Raw genomic sequence first — 15,339 nt, forward strand, 5'->3', positions numbered from 1 at the left:
TTGCCTTGGTGAGCCGTTACCTCACCAACTAGCTAATGCGACGCGGGTCCATCCATAAGTGACAGCCGAAGCCGCCTTTCAATTTCGAACCATGCGGTTCAAAATGTTATCCGGTATTAGCCCCGGTTTCCCGGAGTTATCCCAGTCTTATGGGCAGGTTACCCACGTGTTACTCACCCGTCCGCCGCTAACTTCATAAGAGCAAGCTCTCAATCCATTCGCTCGACTTGCATGTATTAGGCACGCCGCCAGCGTTCATCCTGAGCCAGGATCAAACTCTCCAATAAAGTTAGTTTGTCTAGCATCTAAAAATAAAAATTGACGTTTCACGTTGTTTGTTTCGTTTAGTTTTCAAAGTTCAATATCGCGTTTCAGCGACTTTTATAATTTAACATTTCTCATTAAATCTGTCAACAACTTTTTTCTTTCGTTCCTGACGACGCTTATTAATTTACCATATTAATCATTTAATAGTCAACACTTTTTAAAAAAATGCCAAAATAATTTTATCTTGGCATGATATAAAGCTTAATAATCACTAATGCCGCCACACCTGGTAGCCCTAATAAACTCGTTATTGCCGCTGTACCCATGTTAATTGGGATATGAAAATCAAAATATGTCCCTACAACATTTACGATAAAAAGCAATGCTATGCCTAGAGTAACATGAAAAATCACCTTTCCTATAAAACGTAATGGCTTAGAGGCAACACCAAAAACAAGAAAAATAAACACTAAAGTAAGAATGCCAACAATAATAATTGTAGAATTCATTTTTTCCTCCTTATGAATGACCTATACATCTATTTGTATGGGACAAGACAATAAAAAAGAACAGTTATCATAAACGGCATCTCTTTCATATAAACCTAATAAAACAACACCTCAGCATTTAACAAATAAAATAAAAAGGCCTGCTCAGAAAGCAGAACCCTTTACCATTGTTCCATTTTTACAGGACGACGCTTTGCTTCTTTCAACAAGAAGAAATATTTCGCCTCTGCTATTTTCAAAGAACAAATGACATCTTGAGATGGTTCTACACTTTGTTCGACCATTCTCTTCTGACGTAACCACTCATTCTTCACTTTTTCCAAAAGTACAATTAACTTATCATCATACTCTTTACGCAATTTACCCTTTTTTTGAAAGAACATTTTTGTTTCTCCTCTTATACTTCTCTGCGACCTTCTAATGCTTTCGATAGTGTCACTTCATCTGCATATTCTAAATCTCCACCAACTGGCAGACCATGTGCAATACGAGTTACTTTAATGCCTGTAGGTTTTAAGAGGCGGGAGATATACATCGCTGTAGCTTCCCCTTCAATATTAGGGTTTGTTGCTAATATTACTTCTTGTACCGTTTCATCATGTAGTCGCTTTAAGAGTTGCGGGATATTAATGTCTTCCGGTCCAATTCCCTCCATAGGAGAAATCGCACCACGTAACACATGATATACACCTTGATACTCTTTCATTTTTTCCATCGCGATTACATCTTTCGGTTCTTGCACGACACAAACAACTGATTGATCTCGATGCGAATCATTACAAATATAACAAGGATCACGATCAGTAATATGTCCACATACAGAACAATACGCTAAATCTCGCTTCGCATTTACAAGTGCTTTCGCAAAACCTAACACATCATCTTCTTTCATATCTAATACGAAAAATGCCAATCGAACCGCTGTTTTCGGTCCGATACCTGGCAACTTCATAAAACTATCGATTAGTTTTGATATTGGTTCTGGATAATGCATGTATCAATATCCTCCTAGAACATTCCACCTGGTAAGTTTAAGCCTTTTGTAAATTTACCCATCGTAGAGTTTGATAGCTCATCAGCCTTTTTAAGTGCATCATTTGTTGCAGCTAACACTAAGTCTTGTAACATTTCGATATCCTCTGGATCTACAACCTCTTCTTTAATCTTCACTTCAAGAATTTGCTTGTGACCATTTGCAATAACTGTAATCATTCCGCCGCCAGCTGTACCTTCAACTGTTTTTTCACCAAGCTCTTCTTGTGCTTTCGCCATGTCTTTTTGCATCTTTTGCATTTGTTTCATCATGTTATTCATATTTCCCATTCCGCCACGCATCATAATTAATTCCTCCTAATTATTATTACTCTTTTATTTCAATGAGTTCTTGTCCTACTAATTTCACTGCCTCTTCTATAAGAGGGTCTTCCTTTTTCTCCGGGCTTTCTTCAGACTCTCCACCTTCACGTTGTAAAAAGTCTTCACGGATTTTACCCCATTCACTTTTTGGAATGGCAATCATATTTAACCTTTTACTTAGCAATTCAAATAAAGCTTGTTCTACTGTATCCATAGCTTCTCGATTTTCGCTCGCCATCTTACAGTGAATCTCATATTGAAATGCTAAAACGTAAGTGTCATCTGAAGCTGCCACTGGTTCGCTATTTTCTAGTAGAACAGCAAACGCTACTTTGTTATATGATTTGAGTCTTCCTAACAACTCACCCCATACAGCTTTTAATTGTTCTAAATCTTGACGCTTCGCTTGTTTTAATACTTCATTTACACGCCCGACAGGAATCTTCATACTTCCTGTTCGTACGGGTTTTGGTGTTGCACGTGTCTCTCTTACTTCCTGTTGTACACCAGCTGGCACACCGTTCTTTTTGACTTGCTCTAACTCTTTCTCCAATTGCTGCATCCTGTTCATAATTGCTTGCAAACGATCAGTACCGTTTGCTTGCATCATAAACTGTTGACACAATTGCACCATAACAACTTCTAAGAAAATACGCGGATGATTTGTCCACTTCATTTCCTGTTGTCCCTTACTAAGGGTATGAATAATCTCATAGATCACTTCCGGTTGCATTTCTTCACTCAACTTACGGAATTGATCATCTACAATTACTCGTTCTAACATATGTTCTAGTTGCGGTGAAGTTTGATATAAAAGCATATCACGATAATAGTAAATGAAATCCTCCATAAAACGAACTGGATCCTTCCCTTTACTCATCATTTCATCTATGATCTGTAATGCTCTTGATACATCATTTTCACGTATGCATTCTACTAAATTGCCTAAGTATTGCTGAGAAACAGATCCTGTTACGGCCAATACATCTTCTGTCGTAACAATCTCATCACTATAAGATATAGCCTGATCAATAAGACTAAGCGCGTCACGCATACCACCTTCAGCAGCACGGGCAACAATTTGTAATGCTTCATCTTCCACTTGCGTACCTTCGTTTGTCACAACCGTTGATAATCTCTCAACAATATCATTCACTGATATTTTTCGGAATTCAAAACGCTGACAACGCGAAATAATTGTAGGCGGGATCTTATGAGGTTCTGTTGTCGCCAAAATAAAGATAACATGTCCTGGCGGCTCTTCTAAGGTTTTTAAAAGCGCATTGAATGCACCCATAGAAAGCATGTGAACTTCATCAATAATGTATACTTTATATTCTACAGCACTTGGAGCATATTTTACTTTATCTCTAATATCTCGAATTTCATCTACACCGTTATTTGAAGCCGCATCAATTTCTAATACATCTGAAATGGATCCTTGTGTAATTCCTAAACAAGAAGGACATTCATTACAAGGTTCAGCTACCGGAGCATGTTCACAGTTAATTGCTTTTGCAAATACTTTTGCAATTGTCGTTTTTCCTGTTCCCCTAGGACCAGAAAATAAATAAGCATGTGAAACTTTCTCTTGAAGAAGGGCATTTTGCAACGTTTTTGTCACGTGCTTTTGACCGACTACATCTTCGAACTTTTGCGGTCTCCATGTTCGGTATAACGCTTGGTATGACACGAAAATACGGCCTCCCTCAAAGGTTATTATCTCATTTATTATAACCCATTCTGTTTATAGATTCCAAAAGTTATTTTCTATACAAAAAACTCACCTTTGTATTAAGGTGAGTTTTGTATACATATATAACTGCCGTGCACCCTCCGTCGATTACGTACCATAAGCGTTACTCAAGCAGTTAGCTCGGTTCAGGCACTCCTGCGGCACACGAGAAGACCCGCTTATTGCTGCTTCCTTCCGGACCTGACAAGGTTCACGGGGTCCCGTTGCGCAGGACCCAAACGTCAACACCACTTACTTAAGGCAGACCTTACAGCAACATAACCTCGAGAGGGGATTCGGCCTCGCTAGAGCGGATTGCGAGTATAGGGCACCGCTACCTCCCCGCTTAGCACGGCAAAGTTAAAACCAATATTCGGTTGCCTTCATTAAAGGCATTATCAGTATAACTTGTTTCTTTATAAAATGCAAATACGTTAGTTCCCAGTATTTTTCTCTAATTTTTTTATCGCTTTTCTTTTTTTACGAAGCTCTCTAAAAAAGTTTGTTAACAACGTACCGCATTCTTCCTCTAATACACCAGATACTACTTCACATTGATGATTGAAGCGTTCATCCGTTAAAAGATTCATTAATGTCCCTGCACACCCGCCCTTCGGATCACTTGCACCATATACAACTCGCTTCACTCGTGATAAAACAATTCCACCCGCACACATTGGACAAGGTTCTAATGTTACATACAATGTTGCATCTTCTAAACGCCATGTCCCTAATTTTTTACACGCCTCATCTATTGCTAGCAACTCAGCATGAGCTATTGATCTTTGCTCAGTTTCCCTTAAATTATGGGCAACACTAATTACCTCACCATCTAACACTATAACTGCTCCAATTGGAACTTCCTGTATTTCCTCTGCCTTTTTGGCTTCTTCTATCGCTAATTGCATAAAATAAATATCTTGATCTTGTTCCATAACATAGTCCTTTCATTACAAATAAAGTACACTTATTTCCATTTACTACACAGGGGATAACTTTTACATATTCAATCCACCCTAAAAGAAAAAAGAGAGGGGATTACATATGAAAAATACCGCCTTGCTCATTATCGATATGATTAATGACTTTCAATTTTCCCACGGACCCATTCTAGCTCAAAAATGTGAGACTATCACAAACCCTATTTTACAATTAAAGAAAAAAATGAAATCCTTCGGCTATCCTATAATTTACGTTAATGACCATTATCAACTTTGGAGATCTGATATCGACCAACTTATTACTCATTGCACAAATAAATATAGCGAAAATATAATCCATAAGATTGCTCCAAGTTCTGATGATTACATTTTTATTAAACCACATTATTCCGCTTTTTATGAAACACCTTTAAATTCATTACTAGGTTATTTAAAAATAGAAAATCTAATATTAACAGGAGTTGCCGGAAATATATGTATCCTCTTTACAGCTAATGATGCCCATATGAGAAATTATACATTGTATGTACCACAGGATTGTATCGCCTCTAACAACGACCAAGATAATATACATGCTTTAAAAATAATGGAAACTACATTGAAAGCAAATATAACATCGTCATCCAAAATAAAATTTAATTAATACATATATCTATTTTCTAACTTTTTATATCAAATTAACCCGCTCGCTTCCCTCTTGTGCTACAATAATTCTGTTTTGTGTTTTTAGTAGTCACGGTAAATCACTGATTGAAAGGAGGAAACAGCGTGACCGGAGTACCATTTATCACGGTTGAAGGACCAATTGGTGTTGGAAAAACTTCACTTGCGAAGGAAATTTCAACTCACATGCAACTCCACTTACTAAAAGAGATTGTTGATGAAAATCCCTTTTTAGGAAAGTTCTATGAAGACATCGACGAATGGAGTTTTCAAACAGAGATGTTCTTTCTTTGTAATAGATACAAACAATTAGAAGATATTAACATAAAGTATTTGAATCAAAGGAAACCAGTAGTAGCGGATTACCATATCTTTAAAAATTTAATTTTTGCATCCCGCACATTAAAAGACTCTCAATATGACAAGTACATGCAAATTTATCGTATTCTTACACAAGATATGCCTGTGCCAAACGTCATTGTTTATTTAACAGCTAGCCTAGAAACATTGCAAAAACGAATCGCCATGCGCGGAAGAGAATTTGAAAAAAACATGGATCCAAATTACTTACTACAGCTCACAAAAGATTATGAAACAGCAATGGATGCTTTTAAAAACGATCATCCGGAAATACCAGTATTGAAATTTAATGGAGACGATATGGATTTTGTAAAAAATCCTGATGATTTAAACGTCATCCTATCTGCCCTTCAAAATACTCTCTTAAAGGAGTCGAAATAATAATGAATTTAAGGCAAAAATATGATATACCCAATGACGCAGTAATCACTATCGCCGGAACGGTAGGTGTGGGTAAATCAACTATGACAACTGCATTAGCTAATGCTTTAGGTTATCGCACATCATTTGAAAAAGTAGATTCCAATCCATACTTGGACAAGTTCTATGCGGACTTCACTCGCTGGAGCTTCCACCTACAAGTGTACTTTTTAGCAGAACGATTTAAGGAACAAAAAAGAATTTTTGAATACGGTGGCGGTTTTGTTCAAGATCGTTCTATTTACGAAGACACTGGAATTTTCGCAAAGATGCATCATGAAAAAGGTACGATGACGGAAACTGATTATGAAACATACAAAGGGTTATTTGACGCTATGGTCATGACTCCTTACTTCCCTCATCCAGACTTATTAATTTACTTAGAAGGTTCTTTCGATGATATTGTCGATCGTATTCAGGAACGCGGACGCCCAATGGAACAGCAAACGCCAATTGAGTACTGGAAAGAAATGCATGGACGTTATGAAAACTGGATTAACAACTTTAATTCATGCCCTGTATTACGCTTAAATATTAATGAGTACGATATTTTAAAAGATGGGGATTCAATCGAACCAATCATTAAAAAAATTGGGCATTTTTTAAAACAAACACGTAAACTTGTAAAATAAAAAACCCGTGCATATGCACGGGTTTTCCTATTAAATTACTTCTTCTTTGTTGGAGCAATAATTTCACTCTCAGGTTTTCCTGCGTTAATACGCTGACGAACAGTACTTGTACTAATATCGTATGCTTCAGCAATCTCTTTAACAGTCATTTCTTTCCCATTAATTACTGCCGTTAATACTTTACCTGTACGTTTTGGAGCCGCTTCTTTCTTTACAGCTGCTTTTTTAACTTGTTTTGGCACCTCTACTTTATTCGTAGCTGGTTTTACATCACAAGTACAACCACAAAGTTTACGGAATGTATCATCACTAATAATGCGTGATACGTTTGCACCACTGTTTAAAATTCTATTGTTCTTACAGACAGGACATTGTACATAATATAAAGTTTTTCCATCTAAAGGAAACGTTTGTATAATAAGATCCATGTTGACTCCTTTCATATCTATGAAGATAATCATCGGAATATGAGTGTGTAATAAGGACAAAATTACCTTACACCATACTTTATGATTGGTTTTAAAATAAAAACTCGTTACGTGTTGGTAACGAGTTCTCCAATCTCCACTTATATGCGCTGTTGTCAATTATATCTGGAGGAGGTAGAGGGATTCGAACCCCCGCGCGACTCTCGCCGCCTGTCGGTTTTCAAGACCGATCCCTTCAGCCAGACTTGGGTATACCTCCATATTGACATCAAATATAATATCAAAAGAAAAACAGTTAGTCAACCCTACTAAAATAAATTATGAGGAAAGGAAAATTTTACTTTCCCCTTCCTACATTAAAGTACTGACAACGCTCATAATTACCAATCACTCATACCGATGAATGTTTAAATTTACTTAATAACTGTTTTTCCTCCCATATAAGGGCGAAGAACTTCTGGAATTATAATTGTACCATCTTCTTGTTGGTAGTTCTCTAAAATAGCTGCAACCGTACGTCCAATTGCAAGACCAGATCCATTTAATGTATGGACATGTTCTGGTTTTCCATTTGGCTCACGGCGGAAACGGATATTTGCACGTCTCGCTTGGAAAGCTTCAAAATTACTACAAGAAGAAATTTCACGATATGTGCCATAGCTTGGAATCCATACTTCAATATCGTATTTCTTCGCTGCTGTAAATCCTAAATCGCCTGTGCACATGCTCATAACGCGATATGGCAACTCTAATAATTGTAACACGCGTTCTGCATCATTTGTTAATTTTTCTAACTCTTCATAAGAATCTTCTGGTTTTACGAACTTCACAAGCTCTACTTTATTGAACTGATGCTGGCGAATTAAACCGCGTGTATCGCGACCAGCTGAACCTGCTTCAGAGCGGAAGCAAGAGCTAAATGCAGCATATCTTATAGGCAATTGCTCTTTATTTAAAATCTCATCACGATGCATATTCGTTACAGGTACTTCAGCTGTTGGAATTAAGAAATAATCTTCACTTTCAATACGGAATGCATCTTCTTCAAACTTTGGAAGTTGTCCTGTTCCTGTCATACTTGCGCGGTTTACCATATATGGAGGTAATACTTCTTCATATCCATGCTCATCAGTATGAAGATCAAGCATAAAGCTAATTAAAGCACGCTCTAATCTTGCACCAGCACCTTTGTAAAATACGAAGCGGCTTCCTGTTACTTTCCCAGCGCGTTCAAAATCTAAAATTCCTAAATCAGTAGCAAGATCCCAATGTGGTTTTGGTTCAAAAGTAAATTCTTTTACTTCTCCCCAAGTACGCGCTACTACATTATCATCCTCTGTTTCACCGACTGGAGCAGACTCATGAGGGATATTTGGAATAGATAACATTAATCTTTCTAAGTCTTCTTCAACTGTGCGAAGTTCGTTATCAAAATCCTTTACTTTTTCTCCAACCTCACGCATTTCTAAAATTAGAGCTTCTGCATCTTTCTTTTCGCGCTTTAATACAGAGATTTGTTGAGACACTTCATTACGTTTACTTTTTAATTCTTCTGTCTGAACAAGTAGTTCTCTTCTTCTCGTATCAAGTTCTTCAAAACGTCCGAAATCAGTTAGATCTTCACCTCTATGCTGTAATTTCGCTTTTACTTCTTCAAAGTTTGTACGTAAAAATTTAATATCAAGCATTATATACTCCTCCTTTTATTTTATAAAACACAAAAAACTCCCGTCCCTATATAAAGGGACGGGAGTTAACCCGCGTTGCCACCCTAGTTGAAAGCATTACCGCTTTCCTCTCAAGTAGAAATAACGGCTCTTCACCGGGAATGCTTACTTAATCCAAAAGATGTTCCACATTCCATTCCAGGATGGATTCACAAACTGTTTCTATCGATTTCCACCAACCATCGACTCTCTATAAGAAACAACATTTGTTACTATTTCCTATCAACACGCTTATTTTATAAAATTGTTACCATCAATTTACTATAATCTTATACAAGTTGCAAGTTACTTATACAACTTTTTTCATTTTCGCTTCTTTTACCATTTCAACAAAGTATGCTGTTACACGATGATCATCTGTTAATTCTGGATGGAATGAAGCAGCTAAAAACTGATCTTGTCTTACCGCTACCATTCGGTCACCATGCTTAGAAAGCACTTCAACATTATCAGCTACTTCTACAACATACGGCGCACGGATAAATACACCAACGAAGTCTTCACCCACGCCTTCAATTGAAAGCGCAGCTTCAAAACTATCCTTTTGGCGTCCGAACGCATTGCGCTCAACTGTAATATCCATAGCACCAATATGTGCTTCTTCATAGCCAATAAGTGTTTTCGCAAGAAGAATCATCCCTGCACACGTACCAAACATTGGTTTACCAGACTTTGCAAATGTGCGAAGTGGTTCCATGAAAGCATACTTATCAATAAGACGGCGCATTGTTGTACTTTCACCGCCTGGTAAAATAAGACCATCAATCTCTTCAAGTTGCTCTATACGCTTTACAACAACAGCTTCTGCACCACTTGCTTCAACTGATTTTACATGTTCACGAACTGCACCTTGAAGACCTAGTACACCGATTTTCACCATTTTAAAGTTCTCCTTTAATTACCATCCACGCTCTTGCATGCGTTGTTCTGGTAATAACGTTGAAATTTCGATACCCTTCATTGCATTACCTAATCCTTTAGAAAGACTTGCAATTAGTTCGTAATCTTCATAATGAGTCGTTGCTTCAACAATTGCACGTGCAAATCTCTCTGGGTTTTCTGATTTGAAGATACCAGATCCAACAAATACCCCATCAGCACCAAGTTGCATCATTAATGCAGCATCTGCTGGCGTTGCTATACCACCTGCCGCAAAGTTTACAACTGGTAAGCGACCAAGACGTTTAATTTCAAGTAATACTTCGTAAGGAGCACCAGTATTTTTTGCATATGTCATTAACTCATCTTCACGTAGACTCGCAACTTGACGGATTTCTGCATTGACTTGGCGCATATGACGCACTGCCTCTACAATGTTTCCTGTTCCTGGTTCACCTTTTGTACGAAGCATAGATGCACCTTCTGCAATACGACGTGCAGCTTCTCCGATATCACGGCAACCACATACAAATGGAACTGTGTAATCACGTTTATTTAAATGGTATACTTCATCAGCAGGAGTTAATACTTCACTCTCATCGATATAGTCTACCCCTAATGATTCTAATACACGTGCTTCTACAAGGTGACCGATACGGCATTTTGCCATAACCGGAATTGACACTGCACCCATAACTTCTTCAACGATTGTTGGGTCTGCCATACGAGAAACGCCACCTGCTGCACGAATGTCTGCTGGTACACGCTCTAATGCCATAACGGCAACTGCGCCTGCCTCTTCTGCAATTTTTGCTTGTTCAGCGTTAATTACGTCCATAATAACGCCGCCTTTTTGCATTTCTGCCATTCCACGTTTTACACGCTCTGTCCCTGTTACATTTGTCATGTACAAAAACCCCCCTAGGTGAATTGCTTTCCCCCGTTAAAGGCGAAAATTAAGAATACTCTTACATTCTACCACTAACTATCAGATGCTTGTCTACTACTTTTTCATAAAGTCGGTATGAAAAATAGGAATAAAAAAAAAAGCCCCTACCATGAGGAGCTTCTAAAACCAACCTTTTACTGTATCAACAGCACTATTCCACATACCACTAAAGAATGAACCAATTCCGCGCATAGCACGAGTAAACCAGTTTGCTTCTTCTACTTCAGATGTTGTTACAAGATCCACTTGCAACGACTTACCAGTTAAAAATCCAGGGTCGTTTGTATCTTTTGGCGTAATTACCATTTGACCAAGCGCAGCTCCCTTTTTAATAGGTGCTTCTTGTCCCTTACTTGATTCTTTTAATTCTGTTTTATAAACATCTTTACTTCCTTTTGGCACTGGAAGTGAAATAGCTTGTTTCGTTTGAACTGCTACATCTTTATCTTTCGCATTTTCTACTCTTACTGTTTCTTGTCCTTTTACTGAAGAACCTTTTTTATACATTTGTTTCACTTCAAAGTTAGCAAATCCATAATCATATAGCTTCTTTGTTTCATCAAAACGTGCTGTATGAGAACTTGTTTTAATAACTACAGAAATAAAACGCATACCGTTTCTTTCAACCGTACCAGTGAAGCAATCTCCTGCTTCTGGAGTTGAGCCTGTTTTCAGACCATCTACGCCATCATATTCTTTAACTAAGCCCTTTAACATCCAGTTCCAGTTTGACATTGCAAACTTCTCTTTTTCTGGACGGAATTCTTTTTTAGGAATTTTTGCTGTATCTAACACTTTTGGATAATCTTTAATTAAATGTTGTGCTAAAGTTGCAACATCCTTTGCAGACATTTTATTTTCTTCATCTGCTGTTGTTCCTTCAGGGTGCATTCCCTTTAAATCTTTATTCGTTAAACCTGTAGAATTGACAAATTTATAATTTTTCAACCCTAGTTCTTTCGATTTATCATTCATCATTTTTACGAAATCTACTTCTTTACCTGCAATTGCTTCTGCTAATGCAATTGTTGCACCATTTGCAGAAAAGATTGCCATTGCCTCATATAACTCTTTTACTGTATAAGAGCCACCATTTTCTAATGCAACATTTGATAATGAAGCATCTTGTGAAACCTTATATGCATATTCAGAAACCTTAATTTTCTGGTCCCACTTAAGTTTCCCTTTATCCACTGCTTCGTGAACTAAATATTCACTCATCATCTTTGTCATACTAGCAATGGATAATAATTCATCTGCATTCTTTTGATATAAAATTTTCCCAGAATTCGCTTCTACTAAAATTGCCGCGCCTGCTTCAATGTTTAAAGCGGCTCCTGTTTCAGCTGATGCATTGCTATATGGAATAAAAATGCTACAAGCTAGTGTAAGCACTGTTACCAAAGCAATGAATCTTTTGCAAAACATACCTTTCACTTTTGCTACCCCCAATATCTATGTACTCACATAACCGTTATTCTAACATAATCAAAAAAAAATAGACAGAGATATCAAATCTCTGTCTATTTGTATATAAGACATTATAATGAGTAGTTTGGAGCCTCTTTTGTAATTTGTACGTGATGAGGATGACTTTCACGTAAGCCTGCACCTGACATACGAATGAATTGTGCATTTTCGCGTAAGAATTCTAAATCCTGTGCTCCGCAATATCCCATACCTGCACGTAAGCCACCAACTAATTGGTGAACTGTATCTGCTAAAGGTCCTTTATATGGTACTCGTCCTTCAATACCTTCTGGAACAAGTTTTTTATTTCCTTCTTGGAAGTAACGATCTTTACTTCCTTTTTCCATCGCACCGACAGAACCCATACCACGATACACTTTAAATTGACGACCTTGGTAAATTTCAGTTTCTCCAGGACTTTCGGCAACACCAGCAAACATACTACCTAGCATAACAACATGTGCTCCTGCTGCTAAAGCTTTAACCATATCACCAGAGTACTTAACACCGCCATCAGCAATAACTGGAATACCGTGTTTACGAGCTTCGGTTGCACAATCATAAACTGCTGTTAATTGTGGTACACCAACACCAGCTACAACACGTGTTGTACAAATAGAACCTGGTCCAATACCAACTTTAACTACGTTTGCACCAGCTTCAATTAATGCTTTCGTTGCTTCAGCTGTAGCAACATTTCCAGCGATAATATTTAATGATGGATATTTAGCACGAACTTCCTTTACCTTATCAATAACGCCTTTAGAATGCCCATGAGCTGTATCAAGTACAATTGCATCTACACTAGCTTTTACTAATGCATCGATACGAAGCATAGCATCAGCTGTTACACCAACTGCCGCTCCAACTAATAAGCGTCCTTGCTTATCTTTAGCAGAGTTTGGGAATTCAATTACTTTTTCAATATCTTTTATTGTAATCAGCCCTTGTAATACACCGTTATTATCAACAAGAGGGAGTTTTTCAATTTTATACTTTTGTAGGATCTTTTCAGCTTCTTCCAGTGTAGTACCAACTGGAGCTGTAATTAATTGTTCTTTTGTCATTACGTCAGAAATTTTGATTGAGTAGTCTTGGATGAAGCGCATATCACGGTTTGTAATAATACCAACTAATTTTCGCTCATCTAAATTATTTACAACCGGTACACCTGAGATACGATATTTTCCCATAAGATGTTCTGCATCATATACTTGATGTTCTGGAGTTAAGAAGAAAGGATCTGAAATAACGCCGCTTTCAGAGCGCTTTACTTTATCAACTTGCTCTGCTTGTTGCTCAATAGACATATTCTTATGAATAATTCCTAAACCACCTTGGCGAGCCATTGCAATAGCCATGTCAGCTTCTGTTACTGTATCCATTCCTGCACTAATTAACGGGATGTTTAGCTGTAAGCTTTCAGATAAAACTGTTTTAACACTTACTTCTCTTGGTAATATATCTGACCTAGCTGGCACAAGTAATACATCATCAAAAGTCAAACCTTCTTTAACAAATTTAGATTCCCACATAATTGTTCCCCCTATGATACCAGAAATTATTATTAGTAGCTTATCAATTGGTTAAAATACTGTCAAGGACGTATATATATGTTAGAATTTTTAGACAATAAAAGGAGCGTAATATATGCATCAAACATCTTGCACTTGGCAGCAGTTAAGTTTCTTTTTTTCATCTCAAAACGTACAACGTTATCTTGCCCGTTGTTATGAAAAATCCTCTATTCAGGATGCCGAAAAAAAAAGTTTTGAAAATTGTTATCCCTTTATTTATTACTTAGAACACGGGAAAAATTATTATGAATTATATAAGACAGCTCCATTTTCCATTCAACCAATGTTGTTATTTTATGGAATTAGCCAACTTTTTAAAGCATGTCTACTAACCATTGATCCTAACTATCCTGAATCCACTACTGTTTTAGCTCATGGCGTTACAACTCGCAAACGAAAAAAACAAGGGTATCAATTTTTAGAAGATGAGGTGAAGGTACAAAAAAACGGATTGTTTACTCATGTTGCAGAACAACTGTTTCACATGAAACACTTAGAAGCAGAAAAATTTAACATGTTAGAATTAATGGGAAATATTCCAGAATTACAAAATTTGTTCCGCTATAGTCAAAAAGGATCAACTTTATATAAAATTGATTCAACAATTAAAAATGAGCTCTCCTTTTCAGTCAACCTACTAGATCGATTACATATGACTAAAGAGAGATTTTCTCGCTACATTGAAACATCTTGTAAGCATTTATCAATGCAACATGTACCTGAGAAAACTAATGAATCGAATTTACTTTTTACGGCGCCAATTCAATCATGGAATCCTATGTACAGTACTCCTTTATACTATGAATATCTTACTAATACTTATTATTTACCACTTACAACTGATCCTAGAAATCCTAAACCAGTATTACCTGAACTCCTCGTTCATTATTTATTGCTCTATAATTTAAGCATGATTTCTAGGTATGAAACAGATTGGTGGTATGACTTACTTGGAAGCTATGGCTCTGAAGATTATCCATTTATTTATCAATTTCTTAATATTTCTGCTCAAAAAATCCCTTACTATATTTCATCATTTTTACTAACAGAACCTAACCTATTTCATGGGAAATAAAAAAAACACAAGTCAAAAGACTTGTGTTTTTAGTTGCTTGGCGACGTCCTACTCTCACAGGGACAAGGTCCCAACTACCATCGGCGCTAGAGAGCTTAACTTCCGTGTTCGGTATGGGAACGGGTGTGACCTCTCTGCCATCATCACCAAACTATGAAGGCATATTCCTTCAAAACTAGATAACATTTGCTACATATTATATGGTTAAGTCCTCGATCTATTAGTATTCGTCAGCTCCACATGTCACCATGCTTCCACCTCGAACCTATCAACCTGATCATCTTTCAGGGATCTTACTAGCTTACGCTATGGGAAATCTCATCTTGAGGGGGGCTTCATGCTTAGATGCTT

At 37.2% G+C, this 15,339-nt stretch carries 16 protein-coding genes, 1 tRNA gene, 3 rRNA genes, 1 other RNA gene and 1 other annotated feature; of the genes, 4 read left to right on the forward strand and 17 right to left on the reverse strand.

The annotated features are described in order from the left end of the window. The 8 genes from BM089_RS29275 to tadA form a co-directional block, all read right to left on the reverse strand. Window positions 1-287 (reverse strand): 16S ribosomal RNA (locus tag BM089_RS29275); the annotation flags it as partial. A gap of 219 nt (window positions 288-506) precedes the next feature. Continuing rightward, a complete protein-coding gene (locus BM089_RS29280) occupies window positions 507-776 on the reverse strand; it encodes a pro-sigmaK processing inhibitor BofA family protein (protein WP_001089273.1) in 270 nt (89 codons plus the stop codon). A 161-nt stretch (window positions 777-937) separates the two neighbouring features. Further along, window positions 938-1,159, reverse strand: a complete 222-nt coding sequence (locus BM089_RS29290) for a YaaL family protein (RefSeq protein WP_000466019.1) — start codon at window positions 1,157-1,159, stop codon at window positions 938-940. Window positions 1,160-1,173: 14 nt separating this feature from the next. Further along, window positions 1,174-1,770, reverse strand: coding sequence for a recombination protein RecR (gene recR, locus BM089_RS29295; protein WP_000559169.1), 597 nt, complete (start codon window positions 1,768-1,770; stop codon window positions 1,174-1,176). A 14-nt stretch (window positions 1,771-1,784) separates the two neighbouring features. Further along, window positions 1,785-2,111 carry a YbaB/EbfC family nucleoid-associated protein gene (locus BM089_RS29300; protein ID WP_014894853.1) on the reverse strand — a complete coding sequence of 109 codons (327 nt, stop codon included), beginning with the start codon at window positions 2,109-2,111 and terminating at the stop codon, window positions 1,785-1,787. A 25-nt stretch (window positions 2,112-2,136) separates the two neighbouring features. Beyond that, window positions 2,137-3,825, reverse strand: a complete 1,689-nt coding sequence (gene dnaX, locus BM089_RS29305; protein WP_000121561.1) for a DNA polymerase III subunit gamma/tau — start codon at window positions 3,823-3,825, stop codon at window positions 2,137-2,139. Between the two features lie 132 nt (window positions 3,826-3,957). Then, an RNA gene (gene ffs / locus BM089_RS29310) (signal recognition particle sRNA large type) lies at window positions 3,958-4,222 on the reverse strand. 79 nt (window positions 4,223-4,301) lie between these two features. Then, complete coding sequence (gene tadA, locus BM089_RS29315; protein WP_000434330.1) at window positions 4,302-4,802, reverse strand: tRNA adenosine(34) deaminase TadA; 501 nt, start codon at window positions 4,800-4,802, stop codon at window positions 4,302-4,304. A 109-nt stretch (window positions 4,803-4,911) separates the two neighbouring features. Between tadA and BM089_RS29325 the strand changes: the two genes are divergently transcribed. The 3 genes from BM089_RS29325 to BM089_RS29335 all read left to right on the forward strand — a co-directional run bounded on the left by BM089_RS29325 (window position 4,912) and on the right by BM089_RS29335 (window position 6,883). Then, the gene (locus tag BM089_RS29325) at window positions 4,912-5,451 is read left to right on the forward strand and encodes a cysteine hydrolase family protein (RefSeq protein ID WP_053563255.1); all 540 of its coding nucleotides are present in this window, start codon (window positions 4,912-4,914) and stop codon (window positions 5,449-5,451) included. Window positions 5,452-5,576: 125 nt separating this feature from the next. Then, complete coding sequence (locus tag BM089_RS29330) at window positions 5,577-6,212, forward strand: deoxynucleoside kinase (protein ID WP_090978979.1); 636 nt, start codon at window positions 5,577-5,579, stop codon at window positions 6,210-6,212. A gap of 2 nt (window positions 6,213-6,214) precedes the next feature. Continuing rightward, on the forward strand, window positions 6,215-6,883 hold the full coding sequence (locus tag BM089_RS29335) for a deoxynucleoside kinase (protein WP_001053585.1): 669 nt from the start codon (window positions 6,215-6,217) through the stop codon (window positions 6,881-6,883). A 35-nt stretch (window positions 6,884-6,918) separates the two neighbouring features. Here BM089_RS29335 and BM089_RS29340 read toward each other — a convergent pair whose 3' ends face one another. The 7 genes from BM089_RS29340 to guaB form a co-directional block, all read right to left on the reverse strand. Further along, window positions 6,919-7,311, reverse strand: coding sequence for a sigma factor-like helix-turn-helix DNA-binding protein (locus BM089_RS29340; RefSeq protein WP_000364192.1), 393 nt, complete (start codon window positions 7,309-7,311; stop codon window positions 6,919-6,921). A 166-nt stretch (window positions 7,312-7,477) separates the two neighbouring features. Continuing rightward, window positions 7,478-7,570, reverse strand: a tRNA-Ser gene (locus BM089_RS29345). A gap of 154 nt (window positions 7,571-7,724) precedes the next feature. Beyond that, window positions 7,725-8,999 (reverse strand): serine--tRNA ligase, encoded by a 1,275-nt coding sequence (gene serS, locus BM089_RS29350; RefSeq protein WP_000884174.1) that lies wholly within the window; start codon window positions 8,997-8,999, stop codon window positions 7,725-7,727. A 51-nt stretch (window positions 9,000-9,050) separates the two neighbouring features. Continuing rightward, window positions 9,051-9,273 (reverse strand) — a binding site (T-box leader). Between the two features lie 54 nt (window positions 9,274-9,327). Continuing rightward, a complete protein-coding gene (gene pdxT / locus BM089_RS29355) occupies window positions 9,328-9,918 on the reverse strand; it encodes a pyridoxal 5'-phosphate synthase glutaminase subunit PdxT (protein WP_000238785.1) in 591 nt (196 codons plus the stop codon). Window positions 9,919-9,936: 18 nt separating this feature from the next. Beyond that, window positions 9,937-10,824, reverse strand: a complete 888-nt coding sequence (gene pdxS / locus BM089_RS29360; protein ID WP_000186154.1) for a pyridoxal 5'-phosphate synthase lyase subunit PdxS — start codon at window positions 10,822-10,824, stop codon at window positions 9,937-9,939. Between the two features lie 162 nt (window positions 10,825-10,986). After that, window positions 10,987-12,294, reverse strand: a complete 1,308-nt coding sequence (gene dacA, locus BM089_RS29365; RefSeq protein WP_139213359.1) for a D-alanyl-D-alanine carboxypeptidase DacA — start codon at window positions 12,292-12,294, stop codon at window positions 10,987-10,989. A gap of 113 nt (window positions 12,295-12,407) precedes the next feature. After that, complete coding sequence (gene guaB / locus BM089_RS29370) at window positions 12,408-13,871, reverse strand: IMP dehydrogenase (RefSeq protein WP_000264089.1); 1,464 nt, start codon at window positions 13,869-13,871, stop codon at window positions 12,408-12,410. A gap of 115 nt (window positions 13,872-13,986) precedes the next feature. On the opposite strand from guaB, the gene BM089_RS29375 reads away from it, so the two are divergent. Further along, the gene (locus BM089_RS29375) at window positions 13,987-14,988 is read left to right on the forward strand and encodes a YaaC family protein (RefSeq protein WP_053563256.1); all 1,002 of its coding nucleotides are present in this window, start codon (window positions 13,987-13,989) and stop codon (window positions 14,986-14,988) included. A gap of 35 nt (window positions 14,989-15,023) precedes the next feature. Here the strand turns inward: BM089_RS29375 and rrf are convergent. Further along, a 5S ribosomal RNA gene (gene rrf / locus BM089_RS29380) occupies window positions 15,024-15,139 on the reverse strand. 49 nt (window positions 15,140-15,188) lie between these two features. Continuing rightward, window positions 15,189-15,339 (reverse strand): 23S ribosomal RNA (locus tag BM089_RS29385); the annotation flags it as partial.

Source organism: Bacillus sp. 5mfcol3.1 (assembly GCF_900114335.1).
Taxonomy (GTDB): domain Bacteria; phylum Bacillota; class Bacilli; order Bacillales; family Bacillaceae_G; genus Bacillus_A; species Bacillus_A thuringiensis_S.

Coding starts and splice junctions, on each gene's coding strand:
- BM089_RS29280 (WP_001089273.1), bottom strand. CDS start 776: ATGAATTCTACAATTATTATTGTTGGCATTCTTACTTTAGTGTTTATT.
- BM089_RS29290 (WP_000466019.1), bottom strand. CDS start 1,159: ATGTTCTTTCAAAAAAAGGGTAAATTGCGTAAAGAGTATGATGATAAG.
- recR (WP_000559169.1), bottom strand. CDS start 1,770: ATGCATTATCCAGAACCAATATCAAAACTAATCGATAGTTTTATGAAG.
- BM089_RS29300 (WP_014894853.1), bottom strand. CDS start 2,111: ATGCGTGGCGGAATGGGAAATATGAATAACATGATGAAACAAATGCAA.
- tadA (WP_000434330.1), bottom strand. CDS start 4,802: ATGGAACAAGATCAAGATATTTATTTTATGCAATTAGCGATAGAAGAA.
- BM089_RS29325 (WP_053563255.1), top strand. CDS start 4,912: ATGAAAAATACCGCCTTGCTCATTATCGATATGATTAATGACTTTCAA.
- BM089_RS29335 (WP_001053585.1), top strand. CDS start 6,215: ATGAATTTAAGGCAAAAATATGATATACCCAATGACGCAGTAATCACT.
- BM089_RS29340 (WP_000364192.1), bottom strand. CDS start 7,311: ATGGATCTTATTATACAAACGTTTCCTTTAGATGGAAAAACTTTATAT.
- serS (WP_000884174.1), bottom strand. CDS start 8,999: ATGCTTGATATTAAATTTTTACGTACAAACTTTGAAGAAGTAAAAGCG.
- pdxT (WP_000238785.1), bottom strand. CDS start 9,918: ATGGTGAAAATCGGTGTACTAGGTCTTCAAGGTGCAGTTCGTGAACAT.
- pdxS (WP_000186154.1), bottom strand. CDS start 10,824: ATGACAAATGTAACAGGGACAGAGCGTGTAAAACGTGGAATGGCAGAA.
- dacA (WP_139213359.1), bottom strand. CDS start 12,294: ATGTTTTGCAAAAGATTCATTGCTTTGGTAACAGTGCTTACACTAGCT.
- guaB (WP_000264089.1), bottom strand. CDS start 13,871: ATGTGGGAATCTAAATTTGTTAAAGAAGGTTTGACTTTTGATGATGTA.
- BM089_RS29375 (WP_053563256.1), top strand. CDS start 13,987: ATGCATCAAACATCTTGCACTTGGCAGCAGTTAAGTTTCTTTTTTTCA.